This window comes from Halomonas getboli, assembly GCF_023094245.1.
Classification (GTDB): Bacteria; Pseudomonadota; Gammaproteobacteria; order Pseudomonadales; family Halomonadaceae; genus Halomonas; species Halomonas getboli.
This window is the reverse complement of record NZ_JALMEW010000004.1, coordinates 262,974-281,779: the sequence shown is the minus strand read 5'-3', so window position 1 is coordinate 281,779 and position 18,806 is coordinate 262,974. Positions and strand designations below refer to the sequence as shown.

Genomic DNA, 18,806 nt, shown 5'->3' with positions numbered 1-18,806 from the left:
CGGTTTGCAAAATAATGGTGGTTTTGCCCACTTGCCTGGAGACGCCCCGCATGGCCCGACCGCTGCGCGCCGATATCGACCTGGATGCCCTGCGCCACAACTATCGTCTGGCTCGTGAGCTGGCGCCCCACAGCCAGGCCGTGGCGGTGCTCAAGGCCGATGCCTATGGCCACGGGGCCGTGGCCTGCGCGCGGGCCCTGCAGGAGCTGGCGCCGGCCTTCGCCGTGGCCTGCATCGAGGAGGCCGAGGCCCTGCGCGAGGCGGGCATCGACGAGCCGGTGGTGCTGCTGGAGGGCATCTTCGAAGCCAGTGAGCTCGAGCGCGTCGAGGCGCTGGGGCTGTGGTTGGCGGTGCACAGTGACTGGCAGCTGGATGCACTGCTGGCGCACCGCCCGGCGCGGCCGATCCCGGTGTGGCTGAAGGTGGACTCCGGCATGCACCGGCTGGGCTTCGCTCCCGAGCGGGCCGAGGCGGCCTGGCGGCGGCTCAGCGAGGCGCCGGAGTGCGCCACCGACCTGCACCTGATGAGCCACTTCGCCACCGCCGACGCCGTCGATAGCGCCTATTTCCGCCGCCAGTCGACGCTGCTGGCCACGCTGGCCGAGCGGCTCGGCGCGCCCACCTGCCTGGCCAATTCCCCGGCCACCCTGGCGCGGCCCGAGGCCCACGGCGCCTGGAATCGCCCCGGCGTGATGCTCTACGGCAGCGATCCGCTGGAGCAGGCCAACGCCGCCAGCCGGCGGCTGGCGCCTGTGATGACGCTGCGCTCCGAGATCATCGCCGTGCGCGAGCTCGAGGCGGGCGAGCCGGTGGGCTACGGCGGCCGCTGGACGGCGCCGGGTCCCTCGCGCGTCGGTGTGGTGGCCTGCGGCTATGGTGACGGCTATGACCGCCATGCCGTCGACGGCACGCCGGTGCTGGTCGACGGCCGGCGCGCGGCGATCGCCGGCAAGGTCTCGATGGACATGCTGATCGTCGACCTGACCGAGCTGCCCGAGGCGGGCATCGGCAGCGAGGTGGTGCTGTGGGGGCGGGCGGCGAGCGGCGAGGTGCTGTCCGTGGACGAGGTGGCCCGTCACTGCGACACCATCAGCTACACCCTGCTCACCGGGGTGCTGCCACGGGTGCCAAGGCGCTATCATGGGGGCTGAACCCGAGCAAGAGCGCCCCATGTCCAAGGACGAGACCGAGACAACGACCTCCTTCGCCCACCCCCGCTACTGGCCGACCTGGCTGTCCATCGCCGCCATGTGCGTTGCCGCCTGGCTGCCCTGGCGGCTCAAGCTCTGGGTCGGCCGGGCCATCGGCCTGGCCGCCTGGCGGTTCGCCGGGCGGCGGCGGCACATCACCGAGACCAATATCCGTCTGTGCTTCCCCGAGCTGGACGAGGCGCAACGCGCGCGGCTGGTGCGCGAAGCCTTCATCGCCAACGGCATCGGCATCCTGGAAACGGCCACCGGCTGGTGTCGTGATCCGGAGCACCTTCGTCACCGCGTGACCTTCAAGGGCCAGGAGCACATGGCGCGCGCCCAGGCCCAGGGCAAGGGGGCGCTGATCATCGGTATCCACTTCTCGACCCTGGATCTGGGCGGGGCGCTGCATTCGCTGTTCTTCCCCGCGGACGTGGTCTATCGGCCCCACGACAACCCGCTGTTCGAGCGCTTCATGACCCGTGCCCGCTCGCATATCTTCGGTCGTGCCATCGACCGCCACGACCTGCGCGGCGTGGTGCGACGGATCAAGAGCGGCCACAACGTCTGGTACTCGCCGGACCAGGATTTCGGCCGCGATGCCAGCGTCTTCGCGCCCTTCTTCGGCGTCGAGGCGGCGACCATCAAGCTCACCGCCAAGATCGCCCGCATGACCGGTGCGCCTGTCATGCCGCTGATCTTCCATCGCAATCCCGACGACCGCACCTACACCCTGGAGTACCTGCCGCCGCTGGAAGATTTCCCCTCCGGCGATGACGTGGCCGACGCCACCCAGGTCAACGCCGTCATCGAGGCCGCCATCCGCCGCCATCCCGAGCAGTACTTGTGGCTGCATCGGCGCTTCAAGACCCGCCCGAAGGGCGAGCCCAAGCTCTACTGAGTGTCGTCGCCAATCCCCGGCAGCTCGCGGGGCAGTGCCAGACGGTGCCGCCCCCGGGTCAGCCGGTCGCCGACGAAGGCCCGGTCCATCGGGTGGCGGGAGATGCGGTCGAGCCGTGCCACAACGCGTTCGGCCATGGCCTGGAGAGCGCTGAGTCGTGGGCCGTCGGCCTCGAGTGACAGCGCCTTCAGGGCCTTGAGCAGCCCCAGCAGCACGCTCTGATCGTCGCCGCCGTAGTGCAGCAGCGGCACGAACAGCCGGTGCAGCAGGCTGTCGAAATCCTCCAGCGGCCAGGTCACCCGCAGCCGCTCCTGCTCGTCGAGCAGCGCGTCGGGCGGCTGCCAGGCCAGATGATGCCGCAGCAGGTCGGTCAGTCGGTGCAGGCACAGCCGCGCCGTGCCCGGATCGTTGATGCCCGGCGACAGGGCCTTGAGCGCCACCTCCATCAGCTGCGTCATGCCGTGCACGTAGTGCTCGCTCACCGATTCGCCGTCCAGGCAGATCAGGCATTCCCATAGCGCCTCCTCCCAGGCCTCGTCGGGCGCTCGCTCGGCCTCCAGTACCGCCAGCGGGGCGCCCTGAATCAGGTAGTCGCCGAAGCGGAAGCTCAGATGCAGCCGGCCGTCCAGACGTGCCGCCAGGCGCGCCATGGCGGCGAGATCGGCGCCCTGCACGTAGCCCTCCCGATGCATCCTGATCTCGTGGCAGGGCGGGCGCGGCAGGGCCGGCGTGTCCATGCAGCGCCAGCGCTCGCCCCGCTGACACGCCTGCTGGCGGCGCATGGCGTGCAGCGTGGCGTCGTGCAGGCCGCCGATCACCGCATCGACCTGCACCGACTGCGAGGCGCCGTGGATGAAATAGACGAACAGCCCCAGGCAGTGCACGACCAGAATGCAGGCCAGATAGACGGCGGGCGCCATCCAGCCGCGGGCGTCGTCTGGCGCCATCAGCAGCAGGAGCAGCAGCAGGATGGTGCCGAGATAGTGGCCCAGCACCCACTGGTGGCGACGCTCGCCGATCAGCCCGAACACCAGCTTGTGGGAGAAGTTGCCGCCGGCCTGGGAGAGGATCGACATGACCATCGAGAAGCTGAACACCATCAGCGAGATCATGCCGCCGAGCAGGGCGGTCATCAGCCCGCGGGCGCCGTCCGGCAGCGGCGGGATCCAGGGCGCTAGGCCGTCGGGAAAGCCGACGTCGAGGGTGGTGCTGAGCAGGATAAGAAGCCCCAGCAGGCCGTAGCTCGCGGCGGCCAGCGTCGGCAGGTAGGCGATGCTGCTGGCGAAGCGCCGCAATAGCTGAACGGGGTGCAGCAGAAGCGTCGGTGACATGCCCGGTCCTCGCGCGGCCACGATGACGGCGGCCGCCGCTTGCCGGCATCCCGCCCTGTCTTCTTATGGCGGTTCGGCCCGGCGCTGTCCAGCGCCGGGGCCAACGCAAAAACCCCACGACCGCGAGATCGTGGGGTTGTCTTTCAGCTGCAAGCTTCAGCCCGCGCAGCGGGCGTTCTTACGGCTCCGGCGAAGCCGGTCAAGCGTCGATGCGCTTGTACTTCATCCGATGCGGCGTCTCGTCGCCGACGCGCTTCTTGTGATCCGCCTCGTACTCGGTGTAGTTCCCTTCGAAGAACTCCACGTGCGACTCGCCCTCGAAGGCGAGGATGTGCGTGGCGATGCGGTCGAGGAACCAGCGGTCGTGGGAGATCACCAGGGCGCAGCCGGGGAAGGCCAGCAGGGCTTCTTCCAGGGCGCGCAGGGTCTCGATGTCCAGGTCGTTGGACGGCTCATCGAGCAGCAGCACGTTGGCGCCCTGCTTCAGCGTCTGGGCCAGCTGCAGGCGACCGCGCTCGCCGCCGGACAGGTCCGACAGGCGCTTCTGCTGGTCGTTGCCCTTGAAGTTGAAGCGGCCGACGTAGGCCCGCGAAGAGACCTCGTAGCCGTTGATGTTGAGGATGTCCTGGCCGTCGGACACCGCTTCCCAGACCGTCTGCTTGTTGTCGAGCGCGTCGCGCAGCTGCTCGACGTAGGCGATGTCGACGGTCTCGCCCTTGACCACCTCGCCGGTGTCCGGCTGCTCGGTGCCGTTGATCAGTTTGAACAGGGTCGACTTGCCGGCGCCGTTGCCGCCGACGATGCCGACGATAGCGCCGGGCGGAATCGCGAAGTCCAGGTTCTCGTACAGCAGCTTGTCATCGAAGGCCTTGGACACGCCGTGAAACTCGATGACCTTGTCGCCCAGGCGCGGGCCGGGCGGAATGTAGATCTCGTTGGTCTCGTTGCGCTGCTGGAAGTCGCCGGACTGCATCTCCTCGAAGCGGTTGAGACGCGCCTTGCTCTTGGCCTGGCGGCCCTTGGCGTTGGAGCGCACCCACTCGAGCTCGTGCTTGATGGCCTTCTGGCGCGAGGCTTCCTGCTTGGCTTCCCGCTCCAGGCGCTGCTCCTTGGCCTCGAGCCACTGGGAGTAGTTGCCCTCGAAGGGAATGCCCTCGCCGCGGTCGAGCTCGAGGATCCAGCCGGCCACGTTGTCGAGGAAGTAGCGGTCGTGGGTGATCGCCACCACGGTGCCGCTGTAGTCGTGCAGGAAGCGCTCGAGCCAGGCCACAGACTCGGCGTCCAGGTGGTTGGTCGGCTCGTCCAGCAGCAGCATGTCGGGGCTGGAGAGCAGCAGGCGGCACAGCGCCACGCGGCGGCGCTCGCCACCGGAGAGGTTGCCCACCTGGGCCTCCCAGGGCGGCAGGCGCAGGGCCTCGGCGGCGACCTCGAGCTTGCGCTCCAGGTTGTGAGCGTCGGCGGCCTCGATGATGTTCTCGAGGCGGGCCTGCTCGGCGGCCAGGGCGTCGAAGTCGGCGTCCGGCTCGGCGTAGGCGGCATAGACGCCGTCGAGTTTTTCCTGGGCCTCCTTGATGGCGCCCAGTGCCTCTTCCACGGTCTCGCGAACGTTCTTTTCGTCGTCGAGCTCCGGCTCCTGGGGCAGGTAGCCGACGTTGATGCCCGACATCGGGCGGGCCTCACCCTCGAATTCGGTGTCGACGCCGGCCATGATGCGCAGCAGGGTCGACTTGCCCGCGCCGTTGAGGCCGAGCACGCCGATCTTGGCGCCGGGGAAGAAGGACAGCGAGATGTCCTTGAGAATCTGTTTCTTGGGCGGAACGACCTTGCCCACCCGATTCATGGTGTAGACGTATTGCGCCATGGAATCTCACTAATGGTTGGAAAAGCGGGTTGTGGAGTGCGGGTTGGAGGTTTTGAGTGCGGACTCCGCTGGCCCACGATGATAGAGCCCGCACCCCGGAAAGGCCAGCCGGCCCCCTCACTCCTCTTCGTCGAGATCCCAGTCGTCGTCGATGCGGCGCCTCAGGCGTCGCTCCTCGAGCAGCGCCTCCAGACGGCGCCTGGCCTGCAGCTGCTCGGCGCGGCTGGCCGGTCGGGCGCGGCGATAGTCGTCATCGTTGACGGCCTCGTCGTGGTCGTCGTCATAGGCGTCGTCGTGAAGGGGTGCTTCGTGATAGCTGTTCTGGCGCATGCGAGGTCCTCCCATGGCCGGCCGCGCGGGGCGGCGAAACGGATCCGACACCCCGCGTTGCGCGAGGCCCCAGGGCGCCGCTGTCGGGCACCTGACGGCTATATAAGGCGGGACGCGATGCGATGCAAGTCTCCCGTGCGACATGGCGTGTCGCACGGGGGCGGAGAGAGGGAAATGACGCGTTCGGCGGGGCTCGACGAGGGGCTCAGGACAGGCCGTGTTCGGCCTTGAGGCGGGCCAGCTCCTGCTGGGCCTCGACGCGGGCGGTGACGTCCTTCTGTACGCCGATGAAGTAGGTCAGCTCGTCCTGTTCGTTGAACACCGGGGTGATCGACAGTTCGTTGTAGAACAGGGTGCCGTCCTTCTTGTAGTTGCGCAGCACTTCCTGGCAGGGGCGACCTTCGGCCAGCGCCTGGCGAATCGCCGCCAGTGCCGGCTGGTCGCGGTCGTCGTTCTGCAGGAAGCGGCAGTCGCGATAGAGGATCTCGTCGGTGCTGTAGCCGGTCAGGCGCTCGAAGCCCTGGTTGACGTAGATCAGGATGTTCTCGTCGCCTTCCTGTTCGGCGACGACGATGCCGTCCTCGGAGGCATCGACCATGCGTTCGAGCAGGTCCGGGCTGATCATGGCGGGGCGTTTCATCGAGGCATTCCTGTCGCGAAATCGGGGTGGGCCGCGCCGCATGCGCGGCCCCGTTGCAAAATATCATGGCCAGCCGATGGCCGGATTTCAACGCCGGGCGCGCTCATTCCACCTCCGGCAGGCGCTGGGCGCTGGCCGCGGCGGCCAGTGAGGTAGCGGCCAGCCCCAGCAGCAGGGCGCCGCTGCCGAGCCACTGGGCCAGCGCACCGGCGAGCCCGCCGACGATCAACATCAGCACACCGGTCAGAGTGTTGGAGAGCGCCACGTAGAGGGCGCGATCCTCGGCACCGGCCAGGTCGACGACATAGGTCTTGCGCCCCAGCCGGGCCCCGGCGTGGACGATCACCAGCAGCGCGTAGAGCGCGGCGTAGGGCCACACGCTGGCGGTCCAGGACAGCGGCAGCCAGGCCAGCAGCGCGCCGGCCGCGCAGCACGCGGCGGTACCCAGGGCGGCGGTGCGCATCACCCGGCGGCTGGAATCGTCGGCGCGCTTGCCCCATACCGGGCTCGCCACCATGCCGGCGATGCCGGAGACGATCACCAGCACGCCCAGGCCGCCGAGCTCTGTGCCGCTCTGGCGCTGGCCGAGCAGCGCCACGTAGGGCAGCGCCAGGGCGCTCGACAGCAGCAATGCGCGGGACAGGTTGAAGTGGCGGAAGGCGCGATCCTGGCGCAGCAGGCGCAGGCCCTCGCGCAGCGTCGAGGCGATGCTGTCGCCGCCTTCCGAGGCGCCGGGCACCTCGTGGATGCGCGCGGCGCACAGCCCGTTCAATGCCCAGCCCAAGGCGGCCACGCCCAGCAGCGCGGCCAGGGCGATCTCGCCGGGGCGGTCGCTGAACAGCATCAGCACCACGCCGGCGGCCAGGGTGGCGGCGCCGGCCAGGCTGCCGCTCCAGCCCATCAGGGTGCCGCGGCGCTGCTTGGCGATGGTCTTGCCCAGCACGTCCTTGGTGGCGATCGACGACAGGCCCCGGGCCAGCGACAGTACCACCAGCACGGCGAGCACCAGGGCGCCGCCGGGCCCGCCCTGGCCGAACAGCGCCAGCAGGGCGAGGGCGGCCGCGGCCAGCGCCTGGAGCAGGGCGCCGACCACCCACACGCCCTTGCGCTCGGGGCGGCCGCGGATGAAGCCGGCCACGAACACCTGGGGCAGCAGGGCGCCGGCCTCGCGGATCGGCACCAGCAGCCCGACCATCCAGATCGGTGCGCCGATCGCGCCGAGCAGCCAGGGCAGCACCAGCCGGGCGCTGGCCAGCTCGTCGGCCAGCTTGTTGCCCAGCGATGCCATCAGATGAAGGAAGAAGTTGCGTGGCTGCTCCTGGCAGGCCTCGTCGGGGATGTCCTTGCACATCCGGCTGTCCTCGTCGCCGGTCAGCCGCTCGTAGAGGCGGGTCTGGCTGATCTCGGGGGCGGCCATGGGGGCTCCTCGCTGGTAGGATGAAGCGCTTATTGTTGCGACAGGAAGGGCATCGTGTCACGTATTCGCATTCACTACTGTACTCAATGCCAATGGCTGCTGCGCAGCGCCTGGTATGCCCAGGAGCTGCTGTCGACCTTCGGCGAGGACCTCGAGGAAGTCAGCCTGGTACCGTCCCACGGCGGCTACTTCGAGATCTTCTGCGACGACGAGAGCCTGTGGGAGCGCAAGCGCGACGGCGGCTTTCCCGACAGCAAGACGCTGAAGCAGAAGGTGCGCGACCGCCTCGACCCCGAGCGGAACCTGGGGCATATCGATCGGTAGTCTCGAGGGGCGAGGGGCGAGGGGCGAGGGGCGAGGAGAATACGCGGTTCTCGCTGAGCCCGTGACCGGTAACGAACGACAGGGAGAGCTTATGACAACGGATCGTCGTGCCATGCTCTACGGGCTGGGCGCCGTGGCGCTGTGGTCCACGGTGGCCACCGCCTTCAAGGTGGCGCTCGAGCGGATGACGCCGCTGGAGCTGATGTGGCTCGCGGCGCTGGTGTCCTGGGCGCTGATCGGCGCGCTGGTGGTGCACCGGGGTCTGCTCGGCGAGGCGCTGAGGCGCGGCTGGCGCACCGCGGCCTGGGCGGGGCTGATGAATCCGGTGGCCTACTACCTGGTGCTGTTCGCCGCCTACGATCGCCTGCCGGGCCAGGAGGCGATGGCGCTAAACTACACCTGGGCGCTGGCCATGGCGCTGCTGGCGGTGCCGATCCTCGGCCAGCGCCTCACGCTCGTGGATGCGCTGGCCGGCCTGGTCGCCTACGCCGGGGTGTGGGTGATCGCCACCCGCGGCGCGGTATTCGACGTGGCCTTCGCCGATCCGCTGGGCGTGGGGCTGGCGCTGGTCTCGACGCTGATCTGGGCGCTCTACTGGCTGCTCAATGTGCGCGATCGTCGCCCGCCGCTGGTGGCTCAGTGGCAGAACTTCAGCGTCGGGGTGCCGGTGCTGACCGGGCTGCTGCTGTTCGGGCCGGGGCTTCAGTGGCACGGCCTCGACGGGCTCGCCGCCGGGGTCTACGTGGGGCTGTTCGAGATGGGCATCGCCTTCGTGCTGTGGCAGCTGGCGGTGGGCACGGTGTCGCGCACCGCCAAGGTCTCCAACCTGATCTTCCTGTCGCCGCCGGTCTCGCTGATGCTGCTCTACCTGGTCGTCGGCGAGCCGATCCTGCCCTCCACCCTGGTCGGCCTGGTGCTGATCCTCGGCGGACTGGGGCTTCAGCAGTGGCAGAAGGCCCCGGCATCGCCGGACGACGCCTGAGCCAGGCTCTGCTTTGCGCCCGGAGATCCCGCGGCCAGGGCCTCGCGAGGGCGCTATGAACCCATCCTTGGGCGCTCCTTTGGCCCTGCAGCGCTCTCGCATCCCGCTCCGCTAGCAGGACCGGTGCTGGCCATCCTTGGCCAGCCCGTTCGGCGGAATCCGCCTCACCCATGGCCAAAAACCCCTCGCGATGCCCTGTCCCCGGTCTTCCTTGCTTAGTCTCGTAGGGGCGATAAGCGCCAGCGCATCGCCCGACCGGGTCGGACGGATCCACCGAGCATGCTTCGCTCCTCACTCCTCACTCCTCACTCACCACGCGCCGCCAGCGCCACGCCTTCCTCTTCCAGCAGCGGCGCCAGCGCCGGCCAGACGTTGTCGAGCAGCGCGGGCTGGGCGGCCGCCGTGGGATGGATCCCGTCGTCCTGCATCAGGGAATCGTCCAGCGCCACGCCCTCCAGCAGGAAGGGCACCAGCGGTACCTCGTAGCGCTCGGCGAGATCGTCGTAGACTCCGGTGAAGGCGTCGCGATAGGCCGGCCCGTAATTGGGCGGGATGTCGATGCCGAGCAGCAGCACCTCGGCGCCGGAGGCCTGGCTTTGTTCGATCATGCCGGCCAGGTTGGCGCTCATCTGCGAGGGCGGCAGGCCGCGCAGGCCGTCGTTGCCGCCCAGCTCCAGCACTACCAGGTCGGGGGCGTGCTCCTCGAGCAGCGCCGGCAGCCGCGTCGCGCCGCCGCTGCTGGTCTCGCCGCTGATGCTGGCGTTGATCACCCGGGCCTTCCCCTCCAGCCGCCGGGCCAGCAGACTGACCCAACCGGCCTCGCGCTCGATGCCGTAGGCGGCGCTCAGGCTGTCGCCCATTACCAGCACCCGCGGGCGCTCGGCGGCCGCCGCCGGGGCGGCCGCCAGCACCAGCAGCGTCCACAGCAGGCACGCCGTCAGGACGCCATGGGCTCGACCAACAGGGATGCGCTTTCTCATGACCGACCTCATGTCCGACTCCTCGCCAGCAAATCTTCATCCTATTCTACGCGCCGCCCACCTGACCAAGCGGGTGGAGAGCGGCGAACGCTCGCTGACCATTCTGAGTGATCTCGCCCTCGAGGTGTTCCCCGGCGAGACGCTGGCCATCCTCGGCCAGAGCGGGGCAGGCAAGTCGACCCTGCTCGGCCTGCTGGCCGGGCTCGACGCCCCCAGCGGCGGCGAGCTCGAGCTGTTCGGCGAGCCCCTTGGTGACCTCGACGAGGACGGCCGCGCCGGGCTGCGGGCCGGGCGGGTCGGCTTCGTGTTCCAGAACTTCCAGCTGCTGCCGACCCTGACCGCGCTGGAGAACGTGCTGCTGCCGCTGGAGCTGGCCCCGAACGGTGACGCCGAGGCCCGTGCCCGCGACTGGCTCGGCCGGGTGGGGCTCGGCGAGCGCCTCGACCACCTGCCCAAGCAGCTCTCCGGCGGGGAGCAACAGCGCGTGGCGCTGGCCCGCGCCTTCGTCACCGGCGCCGAGCTGGTGTTCGCCGACGAGCCCACCGGTAACCTCGACCCCGCCACCGGCGAGCACATCATCGACACCCTGTTTACCTTGAACCGCGAGGCCGGTACCACCCTGGTGCTGGTCACCCACGACCTGGCGCTGGCGCGGCGCTGCGACCGCTGCCTAAGGCTCGCCGACGGACGGCTCGAGGCGATCGAACGCGAGGGGGCCTCGGCATGAGCGGGGCGCGCACTCAGCGGCTGCGTCACGTCGTGGGCCTGTCGTGGAAGGGGCTCAAGCGCGACCTGCGCGCCGGCGACGTGCGTGCGCTGTTCCTGGCGCTGACCCTGGCGGTGGCCGCCGCCACCATGATCGGTTTCTTCCTCGATCGTCTGGAGCGCGGCCTGACCCGTCAGGCCGGCCAGCTGCTGGGCGGCGACGTGGTGCTCGAGCAGTCGCGGCCCTTCGATCCCGAGCTGCGCCGCGCCTTCGAGGACGCCGGCCTCGCACTCTCCGACCAGGTCGACATGGTCTCCATGGTCAGCGCCGGCGAGGCCTTCCAGCCGGTGGGCGTCAAGGCGGTGGACGACGCCTATCCCCACTACGGCGCGTCCGTGGTCGATCGCGGCGCGGGCCCCGAGGCGCTGCCCCGGGGGCCCGAGCGCGGCACGGCCTGGATCGCGCCGCGCCTGGCGCAGCTGCTCGACCTCGCGCTCGGCGACACCCTGCGCCTGGGCCAGGCCGAGCTCACGGTGAGCGGGGTGATCGAGCGCGAGGCCGATCCCTCGGCCGGCTTCTCGAGCTTCAATCCGCGGCTGATGGTGCACGTCGACGATCTCGAGGCCACCGGGCTGATCCAGCCCGGCTCGCGCATCGAGTACGAGCTGCTGGCCGCCGGCCCGCCTGAGGCGGTGGAGGCGATCACGCCTCGGCTCGAGCGGCTGCGCTCGCAGGGCATGCAGGTGCAGGACGTGCGCCGCGACCGGCCGCGGCTCGGCAGCGCGCTGTCCCGGGCCGACCGCTACCTGAGCCTGGCCGGGCTGGCCGCGGTGCTGCTGGCCGGGGTGGCGGTGGCCATGGCCACACGGCGCTACGTGGAGCGCCACCTGGACACCGCGGCGCTGCTGCGCTGCTTCGGCGCCCGTCAGGCCGAGCTGGTGCGTCTGTTCGCCCTGCAGCTGCTGTGGCTGGCGCTGGCGGCCTCGGCGCTGGGCGCGCTGTTGGGCCTGGCCGGTCAGGCGCTGCTGCTGGCGCTGCTCGGCCAGTTGCTGGCGGTGGAGCTGCCGCCGCCGGGGCTGGTGCCGCTGGCGCTCGGCGTGCTGACCGCGCTGGCGGTGCTGGCCGGCTTCGCCGGGCCGACCCTGCTGCGCCTGCGGCGGGTCAGCGCGCTCAAGGTGCTGCGCCGCGAGCTGGACCCGCTGCCGGCCTCCGCCTGGTGGGTGGTGAGCGCAGCGGCGCTGGTATTCGGCGCGCTGCTGTGGCTCTACTCCGGCGATCCCGTCCTGTCGCTGGCCTTGCTGCTCGGCGGCGGCCTGGCGCTGGCGATCCTGTGGGGCCTGGGCGGGCTGCTGCTCGGCGGCGTGCTGGCGCTGTGCTCGCGGCTGCCGGCGCGCGGTGGGGCCGGATACCTGCAGGCGCTGCGCCTGGGCGGGCGCCAGCTGGGGCGTCGGCGTGCCGCCAGCCTCGGCCAGCTGCTGGCCTTCTCGGTGGCGCTGTTCGCCATGGCGATGATCGCCCTGGTGCGCGGCGACCTGCTCGATGCCTGGCGCGAGCAGCTGCCCGAGAACACCCCCAACCAGTTCGCCATCAACATCCAGCCCGGCGAACGTGACGCCTTCGCCGCGGCGCTGAACGAGGGCGCCGAGTCGCGCAGCGATCTTTACCCCATGGTGCGCGGCCGGCTCACGGCCATCGACGGCGTCGAGCCCCGCGAGGCGGTGCCTGCGGAGGCGCGCGGCGACAACTCGCTGCGCCGCGAGCTCAACCTGACCTGGCGCGCCGACCTGCCGGAGGGCAATCGGCTGGTGGCGGGGGAGTGGTTCGACCCAGAGGCGGCGTCGGGCGGTGAGGCCTCGACGCCGGTGCCGATCTCGCTGGAGAGCGGCCTGGCCGGACGGCTGGGGCTCGAGCTCGGGGACGTGCTGACCTTCACCGTCGGCAGCGCCACCATCGACGGCGAGATCACCAGCCTGCGCGACCTGGACTGGGACAGCTTCCGGCCCAACTTCTACGTGATCTTCCCGCCGGGCGTGCTGGAGCGCTTCGGCCACAGCTACATCACCGCCTTCCACCTGGCGCCCGACGAGCGCGCGCTGCCGGGCCGGCTGGTGCGCGACTTCCCCGGCGTCACCCTGCTCGACGTGGAGGCAATCCTCGAGCGGGTCCGCGAGGTGCTGTCGCAGGTCACCCGGGCGGTGGAGCTGGTGCTGGTGCTGGTGCTGCTCGCCGGAGTCAGCGTACTGCACGCCGCCCTGGCCGCCAGCCTGCCGGTGCGCGCCCACGAGGCAGGCCTGCTGCGGGTGTTCGGCGCCGGCGACCGGCTGCTGCGGCGGGTGCAGGGCGCCGAGTTCGCGCTGCTGGGGCTGGCCAGCGGCCTGCTGGCCGCGGCGCTGACCGAGCTGGCCGCGGCCGGGCTCTACGGCGGCTGGCTCGACCTGGCGCCGCGCTGGCATCCGGCGCTGTGGCTGGCGCTGCCGCTGGGCGGGGCGCTGCTGGTCGGCGCCATCGGTCAGTGGCTGTCGCGGGGCATCCGGCACCGGGCGCCCGCCGAGAGCCTGGGGCTACTGGGCGAGGCATGAGGATGATGGAATGAAGGAATCGCTGCGCTATGCACTGCTCGAGGCCCAGCTGGAGCTGGCCCGCCAGGCCTCGCGCTCGGTGGTGCTGGTGGTCACCGGTCACGCCGCCGCCGGCAAGACGGCGCTGATCAACGAGCTCAACCATCGCCTGGAGAATCGCCTGACCGAGGTGCACGCCCTGGCCCCCAGCAGCGAGGAGCGCGAGCGCCCCTACTGGTGGCGCTACTGGCGTCGCCTGCCGGCCCGCGGGCGGGTCGGCGTGTTCGTGCACGGCTGGTACGGCGATGCGCTGTTCGCGCGCACCGAGCAGCGCCTGGGAGAGGGCGCCTTCCGCGATCGGCTGGCCGAGATCCGCGCCTTCGAGGCCGAGCTGGCCGCCGAGAACGTGGCGATCGTCAAACTGTGGCTGGACATCGACCGCGACGTCCAGGGGCACCACCTGAAGGCGCTGTGGCACGACCCCGAACGGGCCTGGCAGGTCAAGGATCACGACTGGCAGCGCCATTTCCAGTACGACGCCCTGGACCGGCTGGGCCGCGAGATGCGCGAGGCCACCGAGGCCGATCATGCGCCCTGGCACCGCCTGGCCGGCGGCCCCGACGAGACGCCGATCAAGGCCCTGGCCCACCGGCTGGTGGCGGCCATGGCCGGCCCGCTGCCCGAGGTCGCGCCTCCGCCCTCCCGGCCCAAGGCGGGCAGCGGGGCGCCGCCGCGGCTGGCGGACCTCGACGTCGCGATGCCCGAGGCCATGGACAAGGCCACCTACCGGGAGCGCCTCACCGAGGCCCAGGCCCGGCTGGCCGGCAACGCCCGCGAGATCCAGCGCCGGCGGATTCCCGTGGTGCTGGCCTTCGAGGGCCAGGACGCCGCCGGCAAGGGCGGCTGCATCCATCGCCTGACCTCGGCGCTCGACGCCCGCCAGTATCGCGTCCATCGCATTGCCGCGCCCAGCGACGAGGAGCGCGCCCATCCCTGGGCCTGGCGCTTCTGGCGCCGGCTGCCGCTGGACGGTCGGGTGGCGATCTTCGACCGCTCCTGGTACGGACGGGTGCTGGTGGAGCGCGTCGAGGGCCTGGCCGAGCCGGCCGCCTGGCGCCGCGGCTATGACGAGATCCGCCGCTTCGAGCGCCAGCTGCTGGCCCACGGTGCGGTGCTCGGCAAGCTTTTCCTGGCGGTCGACAAGGACGAGCAGCTGCGCCGCTTCCGTTCGCGCGCCGAGACGCCCCACAAGCGCCACAAGCTCACCGCGGAGGACTGGCGCAATCGCGAGCGCTGGGACGACTACCGGCGGGCGATCGACGACATGTTTGTGCATACTCATGACGTCGACGGCGGCTGGGCCCTGATCGACGCCAATGACAAGCGCCGCGCCCGTCTGGCGGTGCTGGACCACGTCAACCGCCTGCTCGAGGCGCGTCTCGCCGAACCGCGCTGACGCCCGCAGGCGCGATCACCAGGGAGGTGAATCTCATGCGCAAGCCCTTGATACGCCAGTTCTTCATGTCTAATCCCCCGTCGCGAGCCGCGGCGCTCGCCGCCGTTCTCGCCGCACTGCCATGCGGCCTGGCCCAGGCCGATGCCGAGCGCCTCGAGGCCGACCTGCGCGAGCGCTTCGCCGAGGCCGGCGAGTTCTCGGTCGGCGAGGTCTCCGACAGCCTGCTCGGCGGCGAGACCCGCGCCGAGGACCTGAGCCTGGTCGAGGCCGACGGATCGCGGTTGGACGTCGCCCGCTACGTGGTCAAGGGCGACTACGAGGATCCCGAGGCGATCGTCATGGAGGGGCTGAGGCTCGAGCGGGCCGGCCGCGATGCGGGCGTGCTGACCGCCGACCGGCTGCGCCTCGACGGTCCCGGCGGGCCGCTGCCCTGGGGCGAGGGCCGGCTGGGCGATGCGGCCTTCGAGGCCGACGGGCTGAGCGCCGAAGGGCTGCGCCTGGCGCTCGAGTCGGCGGTGATCACCTCCGCCGACGGTAAGAAAACGCTGAGCCCTCAGGTGCCGACGAGCGGCTGGCTGTCGGCGCAGCGGCTCGAGGCCGAGAGGCTCACGGCGACCGGCGTCGGCCGCCTGGAGATGAGCGGCATCGAGGGCCACGCCGAGGGGGTCGAGGACGTAGGCGCCGGCGATCTCACCCTGTCTTCGCTGAGCCTCGAGGGCCTGAGCCACCCGCCGGGCGATCCCGAGGCGGCGACGTTGGACAGCTTCGAGCTGAACGACATGTCGATCGTCGCCGATCATCTGGTGGCCGATCTGGCGCGATTGAGCGTCGACGGCGACATGCACGACGGTGAGGGCAGCGCCCGGCTCGAGGCCCTCGACGTCGACCTGGCACGGATGATCGAAATGGCGCCGCCCGACGAGCGCACCGAGCTGCGCCTGGCCAGCAACGTGCTGACCGGCGGCAGCGGGCAGCTGCGCCTGGACGCCGAGTTCGACGGCCGCTGGGAGGCACTGGGCCAGAAGAGCCTGCTGTCCGGTGACGGCACGATCACCGCCGCCGACGCCTTCCGCTGGACGTTCGACAGCGAGCTGCCGGTGCGCCTGCCCGAAGGCGTGGAGCCGGAAGCCTATCTGGCCGAGATGCGTGATCTGAGCGGCGTGACCCTGCTCGGCGGGCGCATCGAGACGACGCTCGGTGACCTGGGGCTGTTCGGTCGCATGCCGGCGGTGATGGCCGCCAGCCGCGGGGTGAGCGAGGCCGAGTTCCTCGATCAGGCGCGTACCCAGGCCAAGGGCTTCGGCACCATGCTCGGCCCGGAATTCGGCCAGCTGCTGGACGGCCTGGTGGACATGATGGCGGGGCGGGCCAGCGAGCTGACGGTGGCGTTGACCCTGCCGCCGGAGAGCGACGCGGACGTGCTCGCCGCCGACCCGCTGGGGCTGCCGAGCAAGCTGTCGATGGAGGTGGAGTCGCGCTGAGCCGCACGGCGGGAGAGCCTTCAGAATTACTGAAGCGCACATGAGAAATCATGGGGCGCCGCATGACGGGGTTTCATGTGAAAGCCGTCATACGCTGGGGTATGATGGCGGCCTTCGATTTCTCCGTTGATGCGAGGTTTCCCGCCGATGTTCAGCCGTGACATGCAGATTGCCGGTTTCGATGATGCCCTGTTCGATGCGATGCAGAAGGAAAGCACGCGTCAGGAAGCGCACATCGAGCTGATCGCTTCCGAGAACTATGCCAGCCCCCGCGTCATGGAGGCCCAGGGCAGCCAGCTGACCAACAAGTACGCGGAAGGCTATCCCGGCAAGCGCTACTACGGCGGCTGCGAGTACGTCGACGTGGTCGAGCAGCTGGCCATCGACTACGCCAAGGAACTGTTCGGCGCCACCTATGCCAACGTCCAGCCGCACTCCGGCTCCCAGGCCAACGGCGCCGTCTTCCAGGCGCTGGTCACGCCGGGCGACACCGTGCTGGGCATGAGCCTGGATGCCGGCGGTCACCTGACCCACGGCGCCAAGCCGAACTTCTCCGGCAAGCACTACAACGCCGTGCAGTACGGCATCGACGAGAACGGCCGCATCGACTACGAGCAGGTCGCCGAACTGGCGCGCGAGCACCAGCCGAAGATGATCATCGCCGGCTTCTCCGCCTATTCCCAGATCATCGACTGGGCCAAGTTCCGCGAGATCGCCGACGAAGTGGGCGCCTACCTGCTGGTCGACATGGCCCACATCGCCGGCCTGGTGGCCGCCGGTGCCTACCCGAGCCCGCTGGCCCATGCTCACGTGGTCACCACCACCACCCACAAGACCCTGCGCGGCCCGCGCGGCGGCCTGATCCTCTCCGCCGAGGGCAATGCCGACATCGAGAAGAAGCTGCAGTCCGCGGTCTTCCCGGGCATCCAGGGCGGCCCGCTGGAGCACGTCATCGCCGCCAAGGCGATCTGCTTCAAGGAAGCCATGGCACCCGAATTCAAGACCTACCAGCAGCAGGTGCTGAAGAACGCCAAGGCCATGGCCGGCGTGTTCATCGAGCGCGGTTTCGACATCGTCTCCGGCGGCACCGAGGATCACCTCTTCCTGCTGTCGCTGGTCAAGCAGGGCGTGACCGGCAAGGATGCGGACGCCGCCCTGGGCCGCGCCCATATCACCGTCAACAAGAACGCCGTGCCCAACGACCCGCAGAGCCCCTTCGTGACCTCCGGCCTGCGCATCGGCACCCCGGCGGTGACCACCCGCGGCTTCACCGAGTCCGAGTGCGGCGAGCTGGCCGGCTGGATCTGCGACATCCTCGATGTGCTGGCCAAGGGCGAGGACACCTCCGCCATCGAGGCCGAGGTCAAGGGCAAGGTCGAGGCCGTCTGCGGCCGCCTGCCGGTCTACCGCTGATCGGCGCCTGATCCAGGCCCGACGCGCAAGAGAGCGCCCCGTCCCGGTTCGTCCGGGGCGGGGCGCCTTGCGTTTCGGGCGCTGGAATCGAGACCTTCAATCGGCGATGGCGAGGCAATAGGCGGCCGCGAATCCCGCCTGTTCGACGCTTCGGCGTGGGCTGACAGGCGTTAGGCTTGGCGCTCCGCCACGTCATTGCCGAGTCGAGCCATGCAGCATCCCCGCGGCCTGTCCCGCCACGAGTCCCTCCTGCCGGATCACCGCCACGACGAGAGCGGTCACGGCTGGGTGGTCAGCTACATCGACGTGATGACCCTGCTGGTCGCGCTGTTCGTGCTGATGATTGCACTGACGCATCGCACCGATGCTGCGGCGCCGACAGCAGACGAGGCGACGATCGTCGAGGTGGCCGAACCCGGCAGCGCCTCGCGCCGCCTCGGCGTGCCGCTGCCGGCGGAGCTGAGCCAGGCCATGGAGGCGCCGTCGGCACCGGTGATGCGCGAGGGACTCAGGCCATCGGCGATCTCGGCGGCGCTGGGCGTGGCCGGGCTGCCGTCGCGGGTGGTCGTGCCAGCGCCGCCCGCGCTGCTGGCTCGCCAACAGGCCGTCGTCGATGAAGCCGAGCCGATGCCGAAGCTGCCGATGCTGGCGTTGCCCGAGGGCCTCGACCGTGAGGCGCCGCTGGCCGACTACATGGTGATCCTCACCGACAGCCTGCCCGACGGCGTGGCGCTGGCCCCGGAGGCCGTCGAGACCCTGACCCTCGCCGCCCGCGAGGTCGCCGAGGAGGTGGCCGATGCGCCCTATCTGCCGGACCTCGACGGCATCGAGGCGTCGCGGGTGCCGGAGGGCATGCGGCTGCGAGTCGAGGACCGGCTGCTGTTCCCCTCGGCCCAGGCCGAGCTCACCGACGAGGGACGGGCGCTGGTCGCCGAGCGGCTGCGCGAGGTGGTCGCCGAGCATCCGGGGGAGGTCGAGGTCCAGGGCCACACCGACAGCCGGCCGATCCAGACGTCGCGCTTCCCTTCCAACTGGTCGCTGTCCAGCGCCCGGGCCATCGCCATCGTCGAGGCGCTGATCGAGGCCGGCATCGATCCCCAGCGCCTGCGCGCGGTGGGGCTGGCCGATACCCGGCCGCTGGCCTCCGACGACACCGCCGAGGGCCGGGCCCGCAATCGCCGAGTGGAAGTGGTGATCCAGACGCGCTGAGCGAGCGTGGCCTGCCAGCGATCGAGT

The 18,806-nt window shown here is 70.5% G+C and carries 16 protein-coding genes; 10 read left to right on the top strand and 6 right to left on the bottom strand.

What is annotated here, in order from left to right; translation table 11 throughout:
* Window positions 1-50: 50 nt before the first annotated feature.
* Together alr and lpxL are read left to right on the top strand one after the other, a co-directional pair.
* Window positions 51-1,151, top strand: coding sequence for an alanine racemase (gene alr / locus MYL53_RS10645; protein WP_247853793.1), 1,101 nt, complete (start codon window positions 51-53; stop codon window positions 1,149-1,151).
* A gap of 19 nt (window positions 1,152-1,170) precedes the next feature.
* Window positions 1,171-2,091 (top strand): LpxL/LpxP family Kdo(2)-lipid IV(A) lauroyl/palmitoleoyl acyltransferase, encoded by a 921-nt coding sequence (gene lpxL / locus MYL53_RS10640; RefSeq protein ID WP_247853792.1) that lies wholly within the window; start codon window positions 1,171-1,173, stop codon window positions 2,089-2,091.
* Here lpxL and MYL53_RS10635 read toward each other — a convergent pair.
* From MYL53_RS10635 to MYL53_RS10615, 5 genes are all read right to left on the bottom strand, one after another.
* Complete coding sequence (locus MYL53_RS10635; protein WP_247853791.1) at window positions 2,085-3,422, bottom strand: DUF2254 domain-containing protein; 1,338 nt, start codon at window positions 3,420-3,422, stop codon at window positions 2,085-2,087. The two genes, lpxL and MYL53_RS10635, sit on opposite strands and share 7 nt — an antisense overlap.
* A gap of 199 nt (window positions 3,423-3,621) precedes the next feature.
* Window positions 3,622-5,283 carry an energy-dependent translational throttle protein EttA gene (gene ettA, locus MYL53_RS10630; RefSeq protein WP_247853790.1) on the bottom strand — a complete coding sequence of 554 codons (1,662 nt, stop codon included), beginning with the start codon at window positions 5,281-5,283 and terminating at the stop codon, window positions 3,622-3,624.
* A gap of 117 nt (window positions 5,284-5,400) precedes the next feature.
* Window positions 5,401-5,613 carry a PA3496 family putative envelope integrity protein gene (locus tag MYL53_RS10625; RefSeq protein WP_247853789.1) on the bottom strand — a complete coding sequence of 71 codons (213 nt, stop codon included), beginning with the start codon at window positions 5,611-5,613 and terminating at the stop codon, window positions 5,401-5,403.
* Window positions 5,614-5,818: 205 nt separating this feature from the next.
* Entirely contained in the window at window positions 5,819-6,253 is a 435-nt protein-coding gene (locus MYL53_RS10620) for a PAS domain-containing protein (RefSeq protein WP_247853788.1), read from the bottom strand.
* 103 nt (window positions 6,254-6,356) lie between these two features.
* Window positions 6,357-7,670 carry an MFS transporter gene (locus tag MYL53_RS10615; RefSeq protein ID WP_247853787.1) on the bottom strand — a complete coding sequence of 438 codons (1,314 nt, stop codon included), beginning with the start codon at window positions 7,668-7,670 and terminating at the stop codon, window positions 6,357-6,359.
* Between the two features lie 54 nt (window positions 7,671-7,724).
* Between MYL53_RS10615 and MYL53_RS10610 the strand changes: the two genes are divergently transcribed.
* Window positions 7,725-7,994 carry an Rdx family protein gene (locus MYL53_RS10610; RefSeq protein ID WP_247853786.1) on the top strand — a complete coding sequence of 90 codons (270 nt, stop codon included), beginning with the start codon at window positions 7,725-7,727 and terminating at the stop codon, window positions 7,992-7,994.
* Window positions 7,995-8,085: 91 nt separating this feature from the next.
* Window positions 8,086-8,976, top strand: coding sequence for a DMT family transporter (locus tag MYL53_RS10605; protein ID WP_247853784.1), 891 nt, complete (start codon window positions 8,086-8,088; stop codon window positions 8,974-8,976).
* Window positions 8,977-9,281: 305 nt separating this feature from the next.
* Here the strand turns inward: MYL53_RS10605 and MYL53_RS10600 are convergent, their stop codons facing one another.
* Entirely contained in the window at window positions 9,282-9,956 is a 675-nt protein-coding gene (locus tag MYL53_RS10600) for an arylesterase (protein ID WP_282103479.1), read from the bottom strand.
* A 10-nt stretch (window positions 9,957-9,966) separates the two neighbouring features.
* On the opposite strand from MYL53_RS10600, the gene MYL53_RS10595 reads away from it, so the two are divergent.
* The 6 genes from MYL53_RS10595 to MYL53_RS10570 all read left to right on the top strand — a co-directional run bounded on the left by MYL53_RS10595 (window position 9,967) and on the right by MYL53_RS10570 (window position 18,779).
* On the top strand, window positions 9,967-10,683 hold the full coding sequence (locus MYL53_RS10595) for an ABC transporter ATP-binding protein (protein WP_425591751.1): 717 nt from the start codon (window positions 9,967-9,969) through the stop codon (window positions 10,681-10,683).
* A complete protein-coding gene (locus MYL53_RS10590) occupies window positions 10,680-13,241 on the top strand; it encodes an ABC transporter permease (RefSeq protein ID WP_247853781.1) in 2,562 nt (853 codons plus the stop codon). Before MYL53_RS10595 ends, MYL53_RS10590 begins: the two co-directional genes overlap by 4 nt.
* A 10-nt stretch (window positions 13,242-13,251) precedes the next feature.
* Window positions 13,252-14,676: a polyphosphate kinase gene (locus MYL53_RS10585; protein WP_247853779.1), complete on the top strand. Its 1,425-nt coding sequence runs from the start codon at window positions 13,252-13,254 to the stop codon at window positions 14,674-14,676.
* Window positions 14,677-14,711: 35 nt separating this feature from the next.
* Window positions 14,712-16,157 carry a hypothetical protein gene (locus MYL53_RS10580; RefSeq protein ID WP_247853778.1) on the top strand — a complete coding sequence of 482 codons (1,446 nt, stop codon included), beginning with the start codon at window positions 14,712-14,714 and terminating at the stop codon, window positions 16,155-16,157.
* Between the two features lie 147 nt (window positions 16,158-16,304).
* A complete protein-coding gene (glyA, locus tag MYL53_RS10575) occupies window positions 16,305-17,570 on the top strand; it encodes a serine hydroxymethyltransferase (protein WP_247853776.1) in 1,266 nt (421 codons plus the stop codon).
* Between the two features lie 210 nt (window positions 17,571-17,780).
* The gene (locus MYL53_RS10570; protein ID WP_247853775.1) at window positions 17,781-18,779 is read left to right on the top strand and encodes an OmpA/MotB family protein; all 999 of its coding nucleotides are present in this window, start codon (window positions 17,781-17,783) and stop codon (window positions 18,777-18,779) included.
* Window positions 18,780-18,806 lie beyond the last annotated feature (27 nt).

Excerpts from the sequence above, each read along its gene's own strand:
- alr (WP_247853793.1), top strand. The coding sequence starts at position 51 with ATGGCCCGACCGCTGCGCGCCGATATCGACCTGGATGCCCTGCGCCAC.
- lpxL (WP_247853792.1), top strand. The coding sequence starts at position 1,171 with ATGTCCAAGGACGAGACCGAGACAACGACCTCCTTCGCCCACCCCCGC.
- MYL53_RS10635 (WP_247853791.1), bottom strand. The coding sequence starts at position 3,422 with ATGTCACCGACGCTTCTGCTGCACCCCGTTCAGCTATTGCGGCGCTTC.
- ettA (WP_247853790.1), bottom strand. The coding sequence starts at position 5,283 with ATGGCGCAATACGTCTACACCATGAATCGGGTGGGCAAGGTCGTTCCG.
- MYL53_RS10625 (WP_247853789.1), bottom strand. The coding sequence starts at position 5,613 with ATGCGCCAGAACAGCTATCACGAAGCACCCCTTCACGACGACGCCTAT.
- MYL53_RS10620 (WP_247853788.1), bottom strand. The coding sequence starts at position 6,253 with ATGAAACGCCCCGCCATGATCAGCCCGGACCTGCTCGAACGCATGGTC.
- MYL53_RS10615 (WP_247853787.1), bottom strand. The coding sequence starts at position 7,670 with ATGGCCGCCCCCGAGATCAGCCAGACCCGCCTCTACGAGCGGCTGACC.
- MYL53_RS10605 (WP_247853784.1), top strand. The coding sequence starts at position 8,086 with ATGACAACGGATCGTCGTGCCATGCTCTACGGGCTGGGCGCCGTGGCG.
- MYL53_RS10600 (WP_282103479.1), bottom strand. The coding sequence starts at position 9,956 with ATGAGAAAGCGCATCCCTGTTGGTCGAGCCCATGGCGTCCTGACGGCG.
- MYL53_RS10595 (WP_425591751.1), top strand. The coding sequence starts at position 9,967 with ATGTCCGACTCCTCGCCAGCAAATCTTCATCCTATTCTACGCGCCGCC.
- MYL53_RS10590 (WP_247853781.1), top strand. The coding sequence starts at position 10,680 with ATGAGCGGGGCGCGCACTCAGCGGCTGCGTCACGTCGTGGGCCTGTCG.
- MYL53_RS10585 (WP_247853779.1), top strand. The coding sequence starts at position 13,252 with ATGAAGGAATCGCTGCGCTATGCACTGCTCGAGGCCCAGCTGGAGCTG.
- MYL53_RS10580 (WP_247853778.1), top strand. The coding sequence starts at position 14,712 with ATGCGCAAGCCCTTGATACGCCAGTTCTTCATGTCTAATCCCCCGTCG.
- glyA (WP_247853776.1), top strand. The coding sequence starts at position 16,305 with ATGTTCAGCCGTGACATGCAGATTGCCGGTTTCGATGATGCCCTGTTC.
- MYL53_RS10570 (WP_247853775.1), top strand. The coding sequence starts at position 17,781 with ATGCAGCATCCCCGCGGCCTGTCCCGCCACGAGTCCCTCCTGCCGGAT.